The organism is Sphingomonas leidyi, assembly GCF_011761945.1.
Taxonomy (GTDB): Bacteria; Pseudomonadota; Alphaproteobacteria; order Sphingomonadales; family Sphingomonadaceae; genus Sphingomonas; species Sphingomonas leidyi.
This window is the reverse complement of sequence record NZ_JAASQV010000001.1, coordinates 610,513-626,255: the sequence shown is the minus strand read 5'-3', so window position 1 is coordinate 626,255 and position 15,743 is coordinate 610,513. Positions and strand designations below refer to the sequence as shown.

General features: G+C 68.7%; 13 protein-coding genes and 1 tRNA gene. 8 read left to right on the top strand and 6 right to left on the bottom strand.

Annotation, left to right across the window (positions count from 1 at the left end; genetic code table 11):
- Nucleotides 1–11: 11 nt before the first annotated feature.
- The gene (locus tag FHR20_RS03150; RefSeq protein WP_167298175.1) at nt 12–1,496 is read left to right on the top strand and encodes a DUF885 family protein; all 1,485 of its coding nucleotides are present in this window, start codon (nt 12–14) and stop codon (nt 1,494–1,496) included.
- 213 nt (nt 1,497–1,709) lie between these two features.
- Nucleotides 1,710–4,481, top strand: a complete 2,772-nt coding sequence (locus tag FHR20_RS03145; protein ID WP_243857198.1) for a TonB-dependent receptor — start codon at nt 1,710–1,712, stop codon at nt 4,479–4,481.
- Nucleotides 4,482–4,543: 62 nt separating this feature from the next.
- On the opposite strand, the gene FHR20_RS03140 is transcribed toward FHR20_RS03145, so the two are convergent.
- On the bottom strand, nt 4,544–5,887 hold the full coding sequence (locus tag FHR20_RS03140; protein ID WP_167298173.1) for an MFS transporter: 1,344 nt from the start codon (nt 5,885–5,887) through the stop codon (nt 4,544–4,546).
- 40 nt (nt 5,888–5,927) lie between these two features.
- Nucleotides 5,928–7,157, bottom strand: a complete 1,230-nt coding sequence (locus tag FHR20_RS03135) for a TetR/AcrR family transcriptional regulator (RefSeq protein WP_167298172.1) — start codon at nt 7,155–7,157, stop codon at nt 5,928–5,930.
- Between the two features lie 121 nt (nt 7,158–7,278).
- On the opposite strand from FHR20_RS03135, the gene FHR20_RS03130 reads away from it, so the two are divergent.
- Both FHR20_RS03130 and FHR20_RS03125 read left to right on the top strand, forming a co-directional pair.
- Nucleotides 7,279–9,576 (top strand): TonB-dependent receptor, encoded by a 2,298-nt coding sequence (locus FHR20_RS03130; RefSeq protein ID WP_167298171.1) that lies wholly within the window; start codon nt 7,279–7,281, stop codon nt 9,574–9,576.
- A 12-nt stretch (nt 9,577–9,588) separates the two neighbouring features.
- A complete protein-coding gene (locus FHR20_RS03125; protein WP_167298170.1) occupies nt 9,589–10,458 on the top strand; it encodes a tyrosine-protein phosphatase in 870 nt (289 codons plus the stop codon).
- 61 nt (nt 10,459–10,519) lie between these two features.
- Here FHR20_RS03125 and FHR20_RS03120 read toward each other — a convergent pair.
- The 4 genes from FHR20_RS03120 to FHR20_RS03105 all read right to left on the bottom strand — a co-directional run bounded on the left by FHR20_RS03120 (nt 10,520) and on the right by FHR20_RS03105 (nt 14,446).
- Nucleotides 10,520–10,605 (bottom strand) — tRNA-Leu (locus tag FHR20_RS03120).
- Between the two features lie 125 nt (nt 10,606–10,730).
- The gene (locus tag FHR20_RS03115; RefSeq protein ID WP_167298169.1) at nt 10,731–11,165 is read right to left on the bottom strand and encodes a DUF805 domain-containing protein; all 435 of its coding nucleotides are present in this window, start codon (nt 11,163–11,165) and stop codon (nt 10,731–10,733) included.
- Between the two features lie 75 nt (nt 11,166–11,240).
- Nucleotides 11,241–12,749: a YifB family Mg chelatase-like AAA ATPase gene (locus FHR20_RS03110; protein WP_167298168.1), complete on the bottom strand. Its 1,509-nt coding sequence runs from the start codon at nt 12,747–12,749 to the stop codon at nt 11,241–11,243.
- Nucleotides 12,750–12,847: 98 nt separating this feature from the next.
- Nucleotides 12,848–14,446 carry a glycoside hydrolase family 18 protein gene (locus tag FHR20_RS03105; protein ID WP_167298167.1) on the bottom strand — a complete coding sequence of 533 codons (1,599 nt, stop codon included), beginning with the start codon at nt 14,444–14,446 and terminating at the stop codon, nt 12,848–12,850.
- Nucleotides 14,447–14,591: 145 nt separating this feature from the next.
- On the opposite strand from FHR20_RS03105, the gene FHR20_RS03100 reads away from it, so the two are divergent.
- The 4 genes from FHR20_RS03100 (at nt 14,592) to yidD (ending at nt 15,734) form a co-directional block, all read left to right on the top strand.
- Complete coding sequence (locus tag FHR20_RS03100) at nt 14,592–14,915, top strand: hypothetical protein (RefSeq protein ID WP_208413381.1); 324 nt, start codon at nt 14,592–14,594, stop codon at nt 14,913–14,915.
- Between the two features lie 87 nt (nt 14,916–15,002).
- Nucleotides 15,003–15,137, top strand: a complete 135-nt coding sequence (gene rpmH, locus FHR20_RS03095; protein WP_086128886.1) for a 50S ribosomal protein L34 — start codon at nt 15,003–15,005, stop codon at nt 15,135–15,137.
- A 17-nt stretch (nt 15,138–15,154) separates the two neighbouring features.
- On the top strand, nt 15,155–15,487 hold the full coding sequence (gene rnpA / locus FHR20_RS03090; protein WP_167298166.1) for a ribonuclease P protein component: 333 nt from the start codon (nt 15,155–15,157) through the stop codon (nt 15,485–15,487).
- Between the two features lie 34 nt (nt 15,488–15,521).
- The gene (yidD, locus tag FHR20_RS03085; protein WP_137863464.1) at nt 15,522–15,734 is read left to right on the top strand and encodes a membrane protein insertion efficiency factor YidD; all 213 of its coding nucleotides are present in this window, start codon (nt 15,522–15,524) and stop codon (nt 15,732–15,734) included.
- The last annotated feature ends 9 nt before the right edge of the window (nt 15,735–15,743 follow it).

Genomic DNA, 15,743 nt, shown 5'->3' with positions numbered 1-15,743 from the left:
GGAGAGCCGCGATGCACCGCCGTCAATTCCTCGCCGCCGCCAGTGTCGCCGCGCTTCCCCGCGCCGCACTGGCCGTGCCGAACCGCGATGCCGATCTTCGCGCAGCGCTCGACGGCCTGGCGAAGCTCGACACGCCCGCCGCCAGGCGCGCGCGGCTGAAGGGCTTCGATCCCGCGTCGCTCTCGCCCTCGGCCCGGATCGATCTGGAGACGGTGCGCGCCGGCCTCGCCGTCGATGCCGAGCTGCTCCGCAGCCTGCCTGTGGGCCGGCTGGGCCGCTCACCCTATGTCATCGCCCCCAATGCCGGCGCCTGGCGCGAAAAGGCACCCGACGCCCAGCGCATCGAAGCCGAGAACGCGCAGATCGCCGCGGATGCCCGGTACGGCGTGGTCCTTCCGGCGCCGCTGCTCGAAAGGACCCGCTCCGGCATCATCGCCGCAGCGGGCAAGGCGACGGGTCCCGCCGCGGCGGCGCTTGCCGGGCAGGCCCGGCTGCTTGCCGACCTCGCCCCGCGTGCGCCGAAGGAGCCCGGCACCAGCCGCTTTCCCGGCGGCGCCCGCTATTTCGCCCTCCTGCTCGAGCGCCATTACGGCGCCGCCATCGCCCCGGCCGAAGCGCATCGCCAGATGCTCGCCGTGGCGGAAGCGCTCACGGCGCGCGCCGATGCCGTGCTCAAGCGCCTGGGCCATGCCCAGGGCACCGTCGGCGCCCGGATCAGCGCGGCGTTCAAGGATCGCCGCTTCCTCTACAGCGACGACGATGCCGGGCGGAACCGCGCGGTGGCCGACATGAACGCCACGCTGGCCGCCGCCCGCCCGCACCTGCCCGCGCTGTTCGGCCCGCTGCCGCCCGAATGCCTGAACGTGTCGGCGTTGCGGATGCCCCCACAGGAGGAGGCTGAGGGCAAGCAGGGCTATCGCACCATCCCCGCCCCCGGCATGGCGGGCGCCTATTTCCCCGACCTCGCGCGCATCCGCGATCGCCCTTCCTGGACGCTGCCGGCCGTCGTCCATCACGAGCTGTTGCCCGGGCACATGATCCAGCTGCCCATCGAGGCGGCGTCGGAGCCGCATCCGCTGCGCATCGAATATGCCCCCGCCTTCGCCGAGGGCTGGGCGATCTATGCCGAGCAGCTGATGGCGGCCCGGGGCGCATTCGCGGGCGACGACCATGCCCTTCTCGGCCATTTGCACTGGCTGCTGTTCCGGATTGGCCGCGGACTGGTTGACACCGGTGTCCATATCGGACAAGAAACACTGGCACAGACGAGCAGCAAGCTCGCGACATTGCAGGGAGAGGCGGCTTATTTCGCGCCGATGGCGCAGGATATCGAGCGAATCTGCATTGAGCCCGCCATGCGCGCCGCGGAGGCGCTCACTTGGCTCGGGCTGACCCGTCTGGGGTCCATCGCGCAGCGCAACGGACCGGAATCGCTCAGGAAATTCCATCGCAGGCTGCTCGCCGACGGGCGCAGACGCTTCGCGATGATCGCATAGCGGCGGGCGAGAGCCGGCCAGGAAGCAACAGAGAGCTGGCGCAAGCCGGCCGAAATGCCGGGCGAGCCGCGAAGACGGTGCGGCCCCGGAAACACTGACCATGGGAGAATTGGGATGCGTAAGGGGATTTTGAGGCGGAATCTGTGGTGCGCCGGCGTTTCGCTGGCCGTGATCGCCGGTGCGGGCATCGCAACCCCGGCGCTGGCGCAGGATATGCCCGCCGCACCGGCCGATACCGGCGTGCAGGAACAGGATCAGACCAGCGACGGCGCCATTGTTGTCACCGGTTTCCGCCAATCGCTCGACAAGGCGCTCAACGTGAAGCGCGCCTCGGTATCGTCGGTCGACGCAGTCGTCGCCGAGGACATCGCCAAGTTCCCGGACCAGAATCTCGCGGAATCGCTCCAGCGCATCCCGGGCATCTCGATCCAGCGCGACGCAGGCGAAGGCCGCGCGATCACCGTCCGCGGCCTCGGCGCCCAGTTCACGCGCGTCCGGGTCAACGGGCTCGAGACGGTCGCCACGTCAACCGACGGCGCCTCGGCCAATCGCGACCGCGCGTTCGACTTCAACGTGTTCGCTTCCGAGCTGTTCAGCTCGCTGGTCGTCCACAAGACCGCAGAGGCATCGCTCGACGAGGGCTCGCTCGGCGCGGTGGTCGATCTGAACACCGGCAATCCGCTCGCCGGCAAGGCCGGTTTCACTTTCGTGGGATCGGTTCAGGGCAGCTATAACGACCTCTCGAAGAACTGGGGGCCGCGCGTCGCCGGCCTGGTCTCGTGGAAGTCGCCCAGCGGCACCTTCGGCGTCGCGGTCTCGGGCGCCTATTCGAAGACCGACAATCTCGAGCTCGGCAACAACTCGGTACGCTGGGCGCAGGCGACGTTCGATCAGGTCGACGGCACCAATTGCTGGACCACGGCGAATTCGGGCGGCACCTATGTCCCCAGCGCGGTCTGCTCGAAGGCCGCGCTCGCCTTCCATCCGCGCATCCCGCGCTACGGCAGCGTCCGCCACGATCGCGAGCGCCTGGGCCTCACCGGCAGCGTGCAATGGGCACCGAGCGACGCGACCAAGATCTCGATCGACGGCCTCTATTCGCGATTCAAGGAAACGCGCGAGGAGAAGTGGCTCGAGGTGCTGCTGCGCTCGAACGAGCGCTCGATCAATGTCGTCAATCCGGTCTACGACGGCAACAACAACATGATCTCGGCGACGCTCAACGACGCCTGGGTGCGCACCGAGCATTATCTGCGCAAGTCGGACACCGAATTCTACCAGATCGGCGGCACCTGGGACCAGCAGCTGGGCGACAGCTTCCGCTTCACGCTGCTCGGCGGCCTCTCCAAGTCGAACGCCGACATCCCGGTCGAGACCACCATCGTCCTCGACGACCGCGATGCGCAGAATTATCGCTACGACTACACCAACATGCGCAGCCCGGTGCTCAGCTTCGGCACCAGCGTGACCGATCCGGCGAACTTCCAGCTCGCCGAGATCCGTGATCGCCCGTCCAATGTCACCAACAAGTTCCGTACCGCCCAGCTGCGCACCGAATGGGACGTGGCCGAGGGCTTCCAGATCAAGTCCGGCGCGATGTACCGCCGCTTCGACTATGACGTGAAGGCGTTCCAGCGCGACACCGCGGTGTGCGGCAATGGCGGCCTCGATCTGGTGCTCAAGACGATCACCTGCTCGCCCACCTCGGCCTTCGGCCCGACGGCAGTGTACGGCTTCCAGGCCACGCCGGCGCTGACCGAGCTGGTCAACCTGGGCAAGGCCGGCCAGCCGGCAGGCACCACGACGAGCTGGGTGATCGCCAATATCGACGCGGCGGCAGCCTATACCGGCCTCTACAACCGCCCGCTGCTGCTCGACGTGGGCAACAATCGCAGCGTGACCGAGGAAGTGAAGGGCGGCTATCTGCAGTTCGACGCCAAGGGCGAGCTGCTCGGCCTGCGCTACGCGCTCAACGCCGGCATGCGCTATGCATCGACCCGCCAGAGCTCGACCGGCATCAACGGGACGCTGCCGGTCACCTTCGAGCGCACCTATGACGACTGGCTGCCGTCGATGAACATCGCGCTGTTCCCGACCGACAAGATCATCCTGCGCGGCGCCATCGCCGATGTGATGACGCGACCGACGCTGGGCAGCCTGACGCCGGGCGGCTCGGCCGACGGCTTCAACTACCGGGTCTCGTTCGGCAACCCGAACCTCGATCCCTATCGCGCCACCGCCTATGACCTTGCGGCCGAATGGTATTTCGCCCCGCAGTCGATCTTCTCGGTCGCAGTGTTCAAGAAGGACGTGAAGAGCTTCCCGGTCAGCGCCACGCTGACCGGCCAGACCTTCACTTCGACCGGCCTCCCCGCCTCCGTGCTCTCCGCCTCGTCGCCGGCCTTCCTCAACCCCGCGCAGCAGGCCCAGCCGATCTGGACCGTGGTGACCACGGTCAACGGCACCGGAGCCTCGCTCAAGGGCATAGAGATCGCGGTGCAGGCTCCGTTCCGCTTCCTGCCGGGGTTCCTGAAGAATTTCGGCGGCATCGCGAACGCGACCTTCATCGATTCGACCGCGACCTACAGCCAGTCCGCCCCGGCCACGGCGGTGAACGCCAACGGCTCGCTGACGCTGCCGAACCGGCCCTTCACCTCGACGCTCTACGGCGTGTCGAAAAAGGCGTTCAACGCGACGCTCTATTATGAGGACAAGAAGTTCAGCGCGCGCGCCTCGGTCAGCTATCGCGGGCCCTATGTCGATGCCGGCTCGGGCACCGGCAACGTGTTTGAAGGCTATAATGCGATCACCAATGTCGACGCCTCGGTCCGCTACAAGCTCACCGACTGGATCGAGCTGTCGGTCGAGGGCACCAACCTCACCGACGCCTATCGCGACCGCTACACCGACACGGCCGCGAACCGGAACTACGAGTATAATCATTTCGGCCGCACGATCCTGTTCGGCGCGCGCCTGAAACTCTGATCGCCTCCGCGACCACTAGGGGCCGTCGCATCATTCGATGCGGCGGCCCTTTCCTTTGGGGATCAGGCCGCCAGGGCCGCGCCCGGCCGTTCCGCCGGCCCGGCCGGGCGCGCTTCGCCGCCGCGCAACAGCAAGGCGCAGGCAATGAGCCCCGCGACCGTCGGCGGCAGCGCATAGGCGGCGCGCACCGCGAACAGGACTTCCGCCTGCCCGGCCTCGTCCGGCGCGAAACCGGCCCAGCCCAGCGCGCCCAGCGCCGCGGCGACGCCCAGCCCCATCGCCAGCCGGAGCGTCACGTTGAACAACGCATAGCGGCTCGATGCCCAGCGCTGCCCCTGCTCCACTTCGCGCCGGGTGATATCGCCCACCATCGCACGCAGCAGCATGTAGTCGACCCCGAAGACCAGGCTGCGCGCGATCAGCCAAAGGACCAGGAGCGCCAGCCCGCCCGCGGGCAGCAGCAGCGCCAGCGGCGCCACCAGCGCCTGCCAGCCATAGCCGGCGAGCAGCACCCGCCGCTTGCCGAACCGCCGGCTCATCCGCGCCCAGAAGGGCAGCAATGCGAGCGGCACCACGCCCTGGACGAGCATCAGCGTGCTACCCCAGCCGGGCAGCGCGAGCGCCTGCTCGACGAAGAACAGGAAGGTGCCGGCCGCAGCGGCATCGGCCATGCCGACCAGGCCGTAGAGGATCAGGATGCGCCGCATCTCCCGCGTGCGCAGCATTCCGGCGAAGAGCGCGAAGGGATTGGCCACGCGCGTGGTCGAAGGCGCATCCGGCTCCCGAATCCGGCGGAGCACCAGCAATACAGTGATCGGCGCGAGCAGCACGATCGCCGCGCCCAGCGCCCCCACCTGCGCCGCCCGCCCCAGGCCGAAACCGCGCTCGAGCAGGCTCGGCAGCACCAGGGTGACGATCATTCCCGCCATCGCCACCCAGATCTTCGCGCCCATCACCCGCACCCGCTCATGCGCGTCGCGCGACAGCTCCAGCCCCCAGCCGCCATGCGGCGTGGCGATGAGCGTGTAGCCGAGATGGAACACCAGGCTCCACGCGGCGAGCGTCGCGATGCCGGTGCCGGGCACCGCCCAGAACAGCCCGAGCGCGCCCAGGCTGACCAGCGGCGCTCCCATCACCATCCATGGCCGGCGCAGGCCGAAGCGCGTCGGGAACCGATCGCTTGCCCAGCCGATGCACGGATCGATCAACCCGTCGAACAGCCGCGCGGCAAGCAGCAGCATGCCCACCGCCGCGATCGGCAGCCCCAGCGTCGCGGCAAAGAAGGCGGGAAGATAGGTTCGCCAGGCAAGCTCGATCGCCTGGAACAGGATGACCGGAGAGGAGAAGGCGAACAGGTCCACCCGGCTCAGCCGCTCGGTTCGACTCGATCGGATATCCCCGCTCACCAATCCCCTCTGGCCCAGGGGGATGACAAATATGCGACCGTCAGCCGCCGCGCAGGAAGGAGAGCAGCGCCTCGGTCTCGGCCAGGCTCGCCGCCTGGCGCTCGTCGTCGGGCAGGCCCCGGTGCGCATTGCCCTGTCCGATCGCGAAGCTCGAGAAGATCGCCGCGTCGAGCGCGCCGACCGGCCGGTCGCGACCGATCATCGCCTGCAGGAACAGCCGCGAGGTGCGCCCGCGCAGATAGCGCAGTTGCGCAGCGAAGGGCGCAAGCGCCGGATCGCGCATCGCCGCCATCATCAGTTCGGAAGTGGCGAGGCGGAACGCCTCCGCCCCCGGCCGCTCGCCGAGCCTGTCGAGCATGGCCCGGCCGTCGCCATCGGTCGCCGCGGCGAGTTCCGCCTCGAGTTCGCCGGCCGGCACGTTGTGGCGATAGATCACTTCAAAGGCCGATCCGAGCAACTCGGCGCTCGTCCGGAACTTGTGCGAGACCACGCCGAGCGTCAGCCCGGCCCCGGCCGCCACCGCGCGGTGCGTCACGCCGGCCACCCCGCCCAGCGCGACGATCGCCGCCGCCGCTTCGGCTATCCGTTCCGCAGTCTCGTCGCGCGCCTCGGGCAGCGGCGCGGAACGCTGGGCGCAGCCGCGCGCCATGTCGCGCCAGGGCGACGGCCCGGCCAAGGTGCCGCCCAGCCAATTGCCCCAGCCGCGGCACAGTTCGTCCAGCGCGGCGCGATCCACCGAGCGGCGCCAGCGCATCATGTGCAGGAAGCTCTCCCCGTCGAACAGCCGTTCGGTGATCGTCGCGGTGCCGGGGATGCCGAGCCGGTCGCAGACATGGCGCCAGAATCCCGCCCAAAGCGTGCGCCAGCGCTGGGCGGCCGGCCCATAGCGCGGATCGCGCGCGACCAGCAGCTGGCATTCGCGCCAGGCAAAGGCCAGGCCGCGCTGCCCCTCGCACCAATCGTCGATCAGTGCGGCGAGCAAGGCCGGCAGCGACTCGGCGCCCCCGGGCACGTCCGCAAGCTGATCCAGCCGCGCCCCGCACCATTCCGCCGCCAGTGCCTGGGCATGTTCGTGCGCGCATACATACAAACGTTCAAGGTCGCCAAAATGGTGATAAATGGACGACGCCGGCAGCCCGGTCGCCTGCGCGAGCCCGCGCGCCGAGACCGCGGCCTGGCCGCTCACTTCCCAGGCACTTAGCACCGCCGCAATCCATTTTTCGGCACTCCCGCTGCCCTTGCCGGCAGCTGCGATACCTTGACCGGACATCCCGCCCTCCCCCTTTTCGCGCCCAAGCCAATGCCGGAATGCGCAGCTCCATACAAGCGTCACAGAAGATACATACAATCGTTCTAGTTGCCCGCTCGTCATCAGCCAGATGGGGGTCATCATGAAACGGAACGTCAAGCACCGGCTGCGCCTGGCAGCCTTGTCCGGAGCCGCCGCCTCGGCGCTGCTCCTCGCCGCGCCGGCCTTCGCCCAGCAGGCCGATACGGCCAGCATGGTCGCGGCCGACGAACAGGATCAGAGCGGCGGCCTCGGCGAGATCGTCGTCACCGCCCAGCGCCGCGAGACCAATCTCCAGAAGACTCCGATCTCGATCGCGGTGCTGAACGGCGAGGCGCTCCAGAACCGTCACATCCAGACCCTCGCCGACCTGGCCGACGGCTCGGTCCCGGGCCTGCGCGTCGCGCCCTTCTTCTCGCGCACTTCGGCGCTGGTGATCGGCATTCGCGGCGTGGGCTTCCTGGGCGATGCCAACCAGCCGGCCCGCGAACAGGGCGTCGGCGTCTATATGGACGGCATCTATCTCGGCCGCGCCCAGGGCCTTGGCACTGCCCTTTACGACATCGAGCGGATCGAAGTGCTCAAGGGCCCGCAAGGCACGCTGTTCGGCCGCAATACCGAGGGCGGCGCGATCAGCATCGTGACGAAGAAGCCGAGCGGCGAATTCCGCCTCAATGCCTCGGCCGGCATCGCCAATTTCGGCGGCTACGAAACCGCACTGCACCTCGACCTGCCGCGTGCGGGCAATATCAGCCTGAAGTTCGACGGCGTGATCCAGAAGCGCGGCGGCACGATCGACAATCCGATGGCCGGGCAACTCGACTTCAACAGCCATGACCGCCGCGGCGCGCATGTCGCCGCACTGTGGGAGCCGAGCGACAAGTTCAGCGCGCTCTGGCAGTTCGACGTCTCGCATGACGAGGGCTCGCCCAATTATCTCCAGCTGCTCCGCAAGGGCAGCCTGCCGCTCGCGCCGATCCTCAAGCTCCAGGCCGAACGCGCCAAGGCCGGCAATGTCGGCGTGCCGCTCCAGCCCAGCGTCGGCGACACCACCGGCATGTCGCTCCATCTCGACTGGAAGCTGGGCGGCGGCCTCCGCGCCCGCTCCATCACCAGCTACCGCACGTTGACCCAGAGCCAGTATGACAATGGCTCGGCGATCCTCTCGGTGTTCGCCCCCAACGGCAATTTCGCGCGCTACAGCATCGCCAATTTCGGGCAGCGCCAGTTCAGCCAGGAAGTGCAGCTGCTCGGCGAGCTGCCACGCCTCAGCTTCGTGGCGGGTGCCTTCTATTACAACGAACATGTCGGCGATAACGCCTTCGCGCCCAACACGCTGAAGTTCAACGCCGACGGCACGGGTTACAGCGTGCTGCCCGCGCCGGTCTCGGCCACGCCCTTCCCCGATCGCGCCAGCATCGCCAGGACGAACAGCGCCGCGGTGTTCGGCCAGTTCACCTACACCCCGGCATTGCTGGGCGACCGGCTGCACCTGACGCTCGGCGGCCGTTATTCGCACGACAAGAAGACCGGCGAGCTCGACCAGGTCAACGGCCGGATCCCGACGGTCAACGGCGTCACCGCAGTGGTGCCGATGAACGTCACCTCGGATCGCGTCGATCCGCTGGTCAACCTGTCGCTCGACGTCGCCGACGGCGTGATGCTCTACGGCAAGTGGAGCACGGGCTATAAGTCGGCCGGCGCCAATTCGCGTTCGCTCACCTATCGCGGGTTCGGCCCGGAATCGGTCTCGGTGTTCGAGGGCGGCGTGAAGGCCAGCTTCCTCGACAACCATGCCCGCCTGAACCTCGCCGCCTATACCGGCACCTACAAGGACGTGCAGATCGACTTCAACGCCGTGATCCCCGGTTCGAACCGCGGCACGCTGGAGACGACCAACACCGCCGGCAAGGGCCGGATCTCCGGCTTCGAGGCCGAACTGACGGTGATGCCCGTCGCCAACCTCACCCTGTCGGGCAACTATACCCGCCAGCATATCCGCCTGCCCGCGGCGCCGAATCCGTTCGTCGCCGGCAATCCGCTGGTGCCGGTCTATCCGATCTTCGCGCCCAAGAATTCGGCGAGCGGCGCGATCGACTATCGCGTGCCGATGGGCGCCGCGACGCTCGTCGCGCATCTGGACGGCAACTATGCCTCAAGCCAGTACAGCTCGACCAGCGACCCGACGCTGGGCGATCCCTCGTTCATCGTCAACGGCCGCCTGGCGCTGACGGACATCGCGCTGGACGACGGCGCCGCGCGCCTCGAGCTCTCGGTCTGGGCCCGCAACCTGTTCGACAGCCAGTATCTGTACCTGCGCAACACCAGCGCGGCGCTCGGCACCTACGGGATCTTCAACGAGCCCCGCACCTACGGCCTTACCGGCACGGTCCGTTTCTAAGGAGAACCCGACATGCGTATCACCACTTCCTTCCGCGTGATCGGCCTTGCGGTGCTGGCCGCCGCGGCGGTGCCGCTCGCGGCGAACGCCCTCCAGCAACAGGCCCCGGCGGCACAGGGCGAGAATGCGCGGCTGCTCCCGCTCCAGGGCGGGCAGAATTTCCGCGACCTCGGCGGCTATCGCACCCGCACCGGCCGCACGGTGCGCTGGGGCATGCTCTATCGCTCGGGCTCGATGCACTTCCTGACGCGCGCGGATTTCGACTATCTCGCCAAGCGCGGCATCCGCACCGTCTGCGACTTCCGCAGCACCAGCGAGCGCAGCACCGAGCCGGTGGCGTGGCCGGCGGGCAAGGCGCCGCGCGTGCTTGCCGACGATTATGTGATGGACACGGCGGCGCTCGCCCCCCGGCCGGATCGCCCGCCCAGCGCAGCCGAGGCGAAGGCGACGATGACCGCGCTGTATCCGCAACTGCTGAAGCAGTTCAACGGCCAGTATCGCCGCATGTTCGGCGAACTGCTCGCCGGGCGGGCGCCGCTGGCGTTCAACTGCACCGCGGGCAAGGACCGCACCGGCGTCGCCGCCGCGCTGATCCTCACCGCGCTCGACGTGCCGCGCGAGACGGTGATCCAGGACTATCTGCTGACCAACAGATATTTCGATCCGCGCAAGGCGGTGCAGGCCGACGACCAGGCCTCGCAGGCGTGGCGCAAGCTGCCGATGGACGTGCTCAAGGCCTATATGGCCGCCGATCGCGCCTATATCGAAGCGGTGTTCGCGGTGATGGACAGGCATCGCGGCGGCGCTGCCGGCTATCTGAACGACGCGCTCGGCCTCAGCCCGGCGAAGCTGGCCCAGCTGCGCAAGGCCTATACGCGCTGACCGCCATCCGGGCTGGCGGCACCGCGCCGCCGGCCCCCTCGGCACTTCCCGGGGATTTCGATGGTACGGGTGGTCGGACTCGAACCGACATGTTGTTGCCAACGGCGGATTTTGAGTCCGCTGCGTCTACCATTCCGCCACACCCGCATGCCGATCGGCACGGGGCCATGGATCGACTTGGCGCCCCCTATAGGAAGGCGCTGGCAGGATTTCCAGATACTAAGATGCCCTGTGGCGAGCGCCCGGCCAGGCGCTCGCCACATGCATGCGTCCTAGCTGAAGACGTCGGCCACCTGCTCCGCGCCGTGCGGATCCTTGGGATCGTCGCCGAAGCGGTTCTCGCCCCTGGTGCCGGGCAGCAGCATGAAGACCAGCACGATCAGCCCCCCGACATAGGGAATGAAGTTGAGCAGGCACAGCCAGCCCGTCCTGTCCTGATCGTGGAAGCGGCGCACCTGCACGGCGATGGCCGGGATCAGGATCGCGAGATAGAGGAGGCAGCCCACCACCACCCAGGCCGTCTCCGCGCCGTTCAACACGCGGGACGAACGGAAATCGCTCCCGGTCACGTCGCCAAGCAGGAACAAGAAGATTATCCAGGCGAACGCCGCGAGGAACACGAACAGCACGAACATCCAGTATTCGAGCCGCCGCGAGCGGCCCGAAAAATCGAAATAGCGCCTGAGCGGCATCGTCATCCAGCGCATGCAATCCCCCTTTTGAACGCATCCCCAGCGAAGCGCCGGCATCAGGACACAAGACCGGCCGCGATACAATCCCGATCAGCTTCGCGGGGCCTGGCGGCGATAGCTCAGCGCCTCGGCGATGTGCATGCGCCCCACGCCATCCGCGCCCGCCAGGTCCGCGATCGTGCGGGCGACACGCAACACCCGGGTATAGCCGCGCGCCGAGAGCCGCATCACCTCGGCCGCCTGCGCCAGCAGCTTGCGGCCGGCCTCGTCGGGCAGGGCGTGATCGGTGAGCAGGTCGCCGTCCGCCTCGGCATTGGTGCGCGCGGGAACATTGCGATAGCGCGCGGATTGCGCCGCCCGCGCCTCGGCCACCCGCTCCGCCACCGCCGCCGAGCCCTCTGCCGGCCGATCGAGCACCAGATCCACGGCACGCACCGGCTGCACCTCGACATGCAGGTCGATCCGGTCGAGCAGCGGACCCGAGACCCTGGCCTGATAGTCCGCCGCGCAGCGCGGCGCCCGGGCACAGGCGAGCGCGGGGTCGCCCAGATGCCCGCAGCGGCACGGATTCATCGCCGCGACCAGCTGGACCCGCGCGGGGAAGGTAACGTGCGCATTCGCCCGCGCCACGCTCACCACGCCCGCCTCGATCGGCTGGCGCAGCGAATCGAGCACCGCCCGCTGGAATTCGGGCAGTTCGTCGAGGAACAGCACGCCGAGATGCGCCAGGCTCACTTCGCCCGGCTTCACCTTGAGCCCGCCGCCGGTGAGCGCCGCCATCGAGGCCGAGTGATGCGGGCTGCGGAAGGGCCGCGCCCGCGTCAGCCGCCCGCCCTGCAACGTCCCCGCCACCGAGGCGACCATCGACACCTCCAGCGCCTCGGCGGCATCGAGCGGCGGCAGGATGCCCGGCAGGCAGGAGGCGAGCAGCGACTTGCCCGCCCCGGGCGGCCCGCACATCAGCAGATTGTGCCCACCCGCCGCCGCGATCTCGAGCGCGCGCCGCGCCGTCTCCTGCCCCTTCACCTGGGCGAGGTCGGGCCCGAGAGCCGGCGGTTCGACCGTGCCGGCCATGGGCGCGGGCAACAGCTGGTCGCCCTTGAAATGGTTGAGCAGCGCGATGAGATCGGGCGCGGCGACCACGTCCACCTGCCCTGCCCAGCTCGCTTCCGGCCCCTGGGCGGCAGGGCAGACCAGCCCCTTGCCCATCTCGGCGGCGTGGAGCGCGGCAAGCAGCACGCCGGGGCTCGGCGCGATCCGTCCGTCCAGCGCCAGCTCGCCGACCACGACATAGCCGGACAGCGTCTCGGCATCGACCACCCCCATCGCCCCCAGCAGCGCCAGCGCCACCGCCAGGTCGAAATGCGAGCCTTCCTTGGGCAGGTCGGCAGGCGAGAGGTTGAGGATGATGTGCTTGGGCGGCAATGCGAGCCCGATCGCGGCCATGGCGGCACGGACGCGCTCGCGGCTCTCCGCCACAGCCTTGTCGGGCAGGCCGACCACCACGAACTTGGGCAGCCCGGCGACGAGGTTGCACTGCACCTCCACCGCACGCGCCTCGAGTCCCAGATAGGCAACCGTCGATACGCTCGCGACCAAGCCCGTTTCCCCCCAAACCGGAGCCGGACGATAGCGGCGATGGCGCCCGGTGCGCACCGGGATGCCCCCGGACGGACCAATCGATCAGGGCGTGACGGTCAGGGCGTGGCGGTGAGGAAGTTGCGCTTCACGGCACCCAGCAGCGGGCTGGTGCCGTCGGGCAGATAGTCATAGTTGATCGCCCAGATGATCGCGCCGCCCAGCCCCGCCTGACGGACATAGCGCGCCTTGGCGGCGATCGAGAGGGGATCCTCATAGGAAAGGAAGCCCGCCGGATTCCGGCCCGATCCCGTCGGGATATAGCCACCATTCGGATAGCTGCGATACCCGACCTGCGCGATCTCGTCCCAATGATAGGTGCCATGGGACATGTACCCCATCCCGACCATGTCGGCATAGTTGAGCGCCACGTCATCGGTCTCGTAGACCGGGTTGCGCTCGGTGTCCTGCCGCGGCCCGGTGATCGTCGGGCCGAAATAGATGCCGTAGAAGCCGATGCCGACACCGATCTTGCCACGCGGCACGCCGCTCCGCTCATAGGCCTCGACGCTGGTGTTGAGGTCGCGCGGGGTGACGCCGGTGGCGCCGTAGATCGGGCTGCTGAACCAGGACAGCCAGCCATTGCCGTTCCAGGTCGTCCCGATGCCGTAGCTCATCAGATTATACTGGTCGACGCTGTTGGCCAGATCGGCCTGCCACTGCTCCACCCTGCCGCCCGGCTCCAGATCGTTGATCGAGACCGTGTAGCCCGGCAGCGTGAGCAGCGCCGCCCTGCCCGCACCCTGATAGCGCGGCCGCCGGGCGAATTCGGCGCGGAGATCCGCAATCAGCGCGAAGGCGCGACGCTTGGCCTCGGCGCCGCTCACGTGCGGCGTGATCTCGTCGCTGCCTTCGAACTTGTCCTCCCAGTCAAGGTCGAGCCCGTCATAGTCGTGCGCGACCATGTAATCGACGATCTTGCGCGCGAAGTCCTTCCGGCGGCCATCGGTGGTAGAGAGCAGGAAGCCGTCGCCGTCCGCCGCGCCGCCCATCATCAGCAGCGCCTTGCGCCCGGCATCGTGCGCCTTCTTGATCAGATAGTCCTCGATGCTCCGCACCCCGTCGGGCGACAGGCCGGGATCGTGCGAATTGCCGCCGCCGAGCACGACATCGCCCGGATTGCCGTCCAGCGAACCTCCGCCCGGCGCGACGCGGCCGAACACGAAATGCGTGAGCGCAGTCATGTCGACCTGCGCCGGCGGATACATGGTGTGCGAGAAATAGCCGAGATAATAGCCGGTCACCCAGGGCTTGTTGGTGACCGGGACCGTCACCGTCACTGCCGTGCTGGCGGAGCTGGCGGGATCGGCGACGCTCGTCGCCACGACGTGATAGGTACCCGGACTGGCCGGCGCGGCATAAATGCCGTCGGCCGACATCGCCCCGCCATTCGCCTCCTGCACCGACCAGGTGCAGCGCGTGTCGGTCGCGCCGGTGACGTTGCAGGCGAAGTGGCGAGTCGCCTGGGTGGGCAGCGAGAAGGTCGTGGGGCCGACTTCGACGACCACCGCGGAGGTGGGGCTCGGCGTGGGCGTCGGCGACGGAGACGGGCTGGGCGAAGGCGTGGGCACCGGCGCGACGACACCGCCATCGCCTCCCCCGCCGCTGCAGGCGGCAAGGAACAGCATCGGGGCGAGCAGGCAGGAAGAGCGGGTCATGGCCGCGCCTATGCCGATTCCCCTCCGAAGGGAGCGACGCGCGCGCGACCGGGGGCGACCGGGGGGCGACGAAACAAGGCTAAGCAGCGATGAACCACGGCCGACGTGTCTTGTATAGGCAATACACACTCCCCATTTCGATCGCATGGCAAGCGCGCGCAGCCCGATCGTCCGCACCGCCCTGTTCGTCGCGGGGGTGCTGGTGATCGCCGTCTCGCCGCTGGTCGGCATCCTCCCGGGTCCGGGCGGGATCTTCGTCTTCGCCGCCGGGCTCGTCCTCGTGCTGCGGAACTCGGCCTGGGCGCAGCGGGCCTTCTGTCGCGCCAAGCGGCGCTGGCCGCGATTCGGCCATTATGCCGACATGGCGCTCCGCCGCCGCAGCGCCCGCAGGCGCCGCCTGCGCGAAGGGGCGGCGGAAATCGCGCATGCGGAGGCCGAACTGCCCGGTTTGCGGAATGGAACGCGTTGACTCGGCCGGATCTCCCCACTATGGGCACCCGACACGCGGCCGCCCCTGTGGTGGCCCTTTTACGTTCTAGATACTTGAGGATGAGCGATGAAGCGGACCTTTCAGCCGAGCAACCTGGTGCGTGCGCGCCGGCACGGCTTCCGCAGCCGCATGGCGACCCCGGGCGGCCGCAACGTGATCCGTGCCCGCCGCGCCCGCGGCCGCAACAAGCTGTCGGCGTAATCGCCGACGGTGCGGCGGTGAGCCTTGGCCGGCTCACGCAGCGCAAGGACTATCTCGCGGCGAACGCGGGCAAGCGGGCGCCCATGCCCGGCTTTGTCCTGATCGTCCATGCGCGCAACGATGCCGATCCGGTCATGCGGGTCGGCATTACCGTATCCAAGAAAGTCGGCAACGCGGTGATCCGCAACCGGATGAAGCGCCGGTTCAGGACGCTCGCCCGCGAAGTGCTGCCCGAAGCCGGCCTGCCCGGCGCCGACCATGTGCTGATCGGCCGCAATGGCGGCATCGAGCGCCCGTTCGAGGATCTCAGGGCCGAGCTGGTCAAGGCCTTGGGGAGGATAAGGCGGTGAGCTGCGCCCTTGTCCGTCATCCTGGGGAATCGGCATGATGGCCAGGCTGCTCATCCTGCTCGCCCGGGCGTGGCAGATCGGCCCGTCGGCGGTGCTTCCGCCCAGCTGCCGCTACCAGCCCAGCTGTTCGGCCTATGCAATCGAGGCGCTTCGCCGCTATGGGGCTGTCAAAGGCAGCTGGCTCGCCATCCGGCGGATCGCCCGCTGCCACCCATGGGGCGGGCACGGCTACGACCCAGTGCCATAAGTTTTTCCG

Coding starts and splice junctions, on each gene's coding strand:
- rpmH (WP_086128886.1), top strand. CDS start 15,003: ATGAAGCGGACCTTTCAGCCGAGCAACCTGGTGCGTGCGCGCCGGCAC.
- FHR20_RS03105 (WP_167298167.1), bottom strand. CDS start 14,446: ATGACCCGCTCTTCCTGCCTGCTCGCCCCGATGCTGTTCCTTGCCGCC.
- yidD (WP_137863464.1), top strand. CDS start 15,522: ATGATGGCCAGGCTGCTCATCCTGCTCGCCCGGGCGTGGCAGATCGGC.
- FHR20_RS03100 (WP_208413381.1), top strand. CDS start 14,592: ATGGCAAGCGCGCGCAGCCCGATCGTCCGCACCGCCCTGTTCGTCGCG.
- FHR20_RS03150 (WP_167298175.1), top strand. CDS start 12: ATGCACCGCCGTCAATTCCTCGCCGCCGCCAGTGTCGCCGCGCTTCCC.
- FHR20_RS03135 (WP_167298172.1), bottom strand. CDS start 7,157: ATGTCCGGTCAAGGTATCGCAGCTGCCGGCAAGGGCAGCGGGAGTGCC.
- FHR20_RS03130 (WP_167298171.1), top strand. CDS start 7,279: ATGAAACGGAACGTCAAGCACCGGCTGCGCCTGGCAGCCTTGTCCGGA.
- FHR20_RS03115 (WP_167298169.1), bottom strand. CDS start 11,165: ATGCGCTGGATGACGATGCCGCTCAGGCGCTATTTCGATTTTTCGGGC.
- FHR20_RS03125 (WP_167298170.1), top strand. CDS start 9,589: ATGCGTATCACCACTTCCTTCCGCGTGATCGGCCTTGCGGTGCTGGCC.
- FHR20_RS03145 (WP_243857198.1), top strand. CDS start 1,710: ATGCCCGCCGCACCGGCCGATACCGGCGTGCAGGAACAGGATCAGACC.